This is a genomic window from Planctomycetia bacterium (assembly GCA_034440135.1).
Classification (GTDB): domain Bacteria; phylum Planctomycetota; class Planctomycetia; order Pirellulales; family JALHLM01; genus JALHLM01.
Window position 1 is genome coordinate 1 of sequence record JAWXBP010000018.1, and the last position, 3154, is coordinate 3154.

Below are 3154 nucleotides of genomic sequence, written 5' to 3' on the forward strand. Positions count from 1 at the left end.
GCCAGTTTTTTGTAGGTGCGCAGCCGCTGAATCTCCTCGCCGATATAGGTGTTCGGAATGCGCAGGTCCACACCCAGGGTGAGGGTGGAATGAATCTCCGGCGGCACATCCTCGCCCTTCAGTTCCCGCACCATGTCGTCCAGCAATTTCAAGTAGGTATCGAAGCCGACGGACTCAATATGGCCGTGCTGCTCGCCGCCCAGCAGGTTGCCGCAGCCGCGCAATTCCAAATCCAGCGCGGCGATTTTGAAACCCGCGCCCAGGTCGCTGAACTCTCGCAACGCGGCCAGCCGTTTCCGCGCCACGTCTGAAAGCTCCGTATTCGGCGGCACCAGCAAATACGCGTAAGCCCGCCGGTTCGAACGTCCCACGCGCCCGCGCAACTGATACAACTCCGACAGCCCGTGCCGCTCCGCGTTCTCAATGACGATCGTGTTCGCCAGGGGAATATCCAAGCCGTTCTCCACAATCGTCGTGCAGACAAACACGTCGTACTCGTGCTTCATGAAGCCCAGCAGGACGCGTTCCAGTTCTGCTTCCGGCATCTGCCCATGCCCCACGCCCACGCGCACATGCGGCATCGCGTCCTGCAGCCACATCGCCCGCTGGTAAATTGTATCCACGCGGTTATGAACGAAATAAACCTGACCGCCGCGCAGGACTTCGGTCTCGATCGCGGCCTTCACCAGATCCTCGTTGAAAAGCGCCACGGTGGTTTGTATTGCCAATCGGTCCTTGGGCGGCGTTTCGATCACCGACATGTCGCGAAGGCCGAGCATGGACATGTGCAGCGTCCGCGGAATGGGCGTCGCGCTCATGGTCAGCACGTCGATATTCTTGCGGATATCCTTCAGCCGTTCCTTGTGCCGCACGCCGAAGCGCTGTTCTTCGTCAACGACCAGCAAGCCCAGATCGGAGTATTCGACATCCTTCGACAGGATCCGGTGGGTGCCGATGACAATGTCCACTTTGCCAAGCTTTAGCTCTTCCAGCACCTGTTTGGTTTCGGCCGCCGAGCGAAACCGGCTCAGCATTTCCACGCGTACCGGGAAGCTGGCGAAGCGGCGTTTGAACGATTCGAAGTGCTGGAAACAGAGCACGGTGGTAGGCGTCAGCACCGCCACCTGCTTACCATCGCCCAACGCCTTGAACGCGGCGCGCATGGCCACTTCCGTCTTGCCGAAGCCGACGTCGCCGCACAACAGGCGGTCCATTGGCTGGGGGCGCTCCATGTCGCGTTTGATCTCGCTGACGGCCTGCACCTGGTCGGTCGTCGGCGCGTATTCAAAGGCGTCTTCGAACTCGCGCTGCCAGTTGGAATCGGAGGAATAAGCAAAGCCTTCCGACATTTTCCGCGCCGCGTAGAGTTTCAAAAGCTCTTCGGCCATGTCGCGCATTTTCGCTTTGACGCGCGTCTTGGTCTTGGCCCAAGTCACGCCGCCCAGACGGTCCATGGAAGGCTTCTGCTCACCGGCGCCGCGGTACTTCTGCACCAGGTCCAGGCGCGTCATCGGCAAGTAAAGGCGTGCTTCGCCGGCATATTCCAGCAGCAGGAAATCGCCCTTCTGATCGTCGCCTTGCGCAAGTTCCTTGATGCCCAGGAACTTGCCCACACCGTGGGTGACGTGGACGACAAAGTCGCCCACCTTCAGGTCGGCGATGTCCGACGCGAAGGCCGCGGCGGCGCCGTGATTGATGGCTGGGGAAACGGCCAGATCGGAAGGGTCGAACAGATCTTCGCTGCCGATCACGGTCACGTGCGCGTCCGCGAAAGTCGTGCCGCGACGGATCAGCCCGCGTGCGAGCATGGTGTTCGCGGTGGAGCCGAAGAGGCGCGCGCGTTCGGCCAAATAGGGCGAAGGATGGTCGCCGGGGTCGAGCGCCAATTGGAACGGTATTTGATACTCATGCAGGATGTCGGCCAGGCGCTCCACTTCACCCACGGCAGGCGCGAAATAGACGACGCGATTTTTCTGTTCGATCAGGGTTCGGGTCTCGCCGACCGCGGCACGCAGATCGCCGTGGAAGGCGATCGATGGCCGCGTGGAAATGTACACCGACGGCCCGGACCCGGACTCACCGATGAGTTCAAGTTGCCGCAGGGCGAGCGTGGCGCGGCTTTCCATCATCCGCGCCCAGTCTTCCATCGAGTAGAAAATGGCGTCGTTCGGCACGGTGTCCGCGCGCCCGTTTTCGTTGAGCCGTTTCCAGAATCTTTTAGCCGCGCCGCGGATCTGTTCCGGCTCATCGAGCAGGATGAGCGCGTCCAATTGCAGATCGAAAAGGTTGGTTTCCCGCGGGTCCTGGAAGACGCGAACGAACTCCCACCCAGCCGCCGGATTTCCGGGGACCGCATGTTCGGCCAGCGGCAGAATGGCCGCCGCATGGACTTTGAGTACGGAGCGCTGTGTCTGCACGTCGAAGCGCCGCATTTCTTCAATCGTGTCGCCAAAGAGTTCAATGCGAATGGGCTGCGCGCTTTCGGCCGGAAAGATGTCGATGATGCCGCCGCGCACGGAAAACTCACCGACCATTTCCACCGGCTCGTGCTGTGTATAGCCGATTCGCCGGAGGTGATCGGAAAGGTCGTCCATGGCAATATCTTCGGTGGTGCGCAGTTCCAGCGCGAGGTGGCGATACTGCGCCGCCGCATATGTTCGGGCGAGCGCGCTGCCGATGGGCGTGACGGTGATCGTGGCCCGGCGCGATGCCATTCGCCAGAGCCCCACGGCCCGCTGCGCGCTGATTTCGCTGTGCGGCGACAGCCCTTGTGAAGGCAGAACGTCGAGCGCCGGAATCATCTGTGGCGGCTCCATTTGCTGTCCGCCGGCAATGATGTCGAAAAAAGTGTGGATTGCTTCCAAGAGCAGTTCGGCTTCGTTGGCGCCATCGGTGACGACGATCAACGAACGGCCGGTGAGTTTCCAGAGCAGGACGGTATAGAGGGCCTTCGCGGTGAGCGTCAGCCCGGAAAGCGATTGGTGTTTGTTCGCGCCAAGTCCGCGCACAATCCGTTGCAACCCATCGCCCGTGGCGAAGGACTGGAACAGGTCGCGAACGGCCGGATGGGTCATCGGGCGAGGATCTCATTCTCGATATTCGTTGTCGAGTGGCCGGGTTCCAGCGGGATCAGGACCACTTTGCCGCCGGCGGC

The 3154-nt window shown here is 61.4% G+C and carries 1 protein-coding gene; it reads right to left on the reverse strand.

All coding sequences use genetic code 11. The features are described 5' to 3' along the window. Positions 1–3074, reverse strand: a 3074-nt coding sequence (mfd, locus tag SGJ19_01130; GenBank protein MDZ4778838.1) for a transcription-repair coupling factor, incomplete at its 3' end; no start/stop codon positions are given. Positions 3075–3154: the final 80 nt, after the last annotated feature.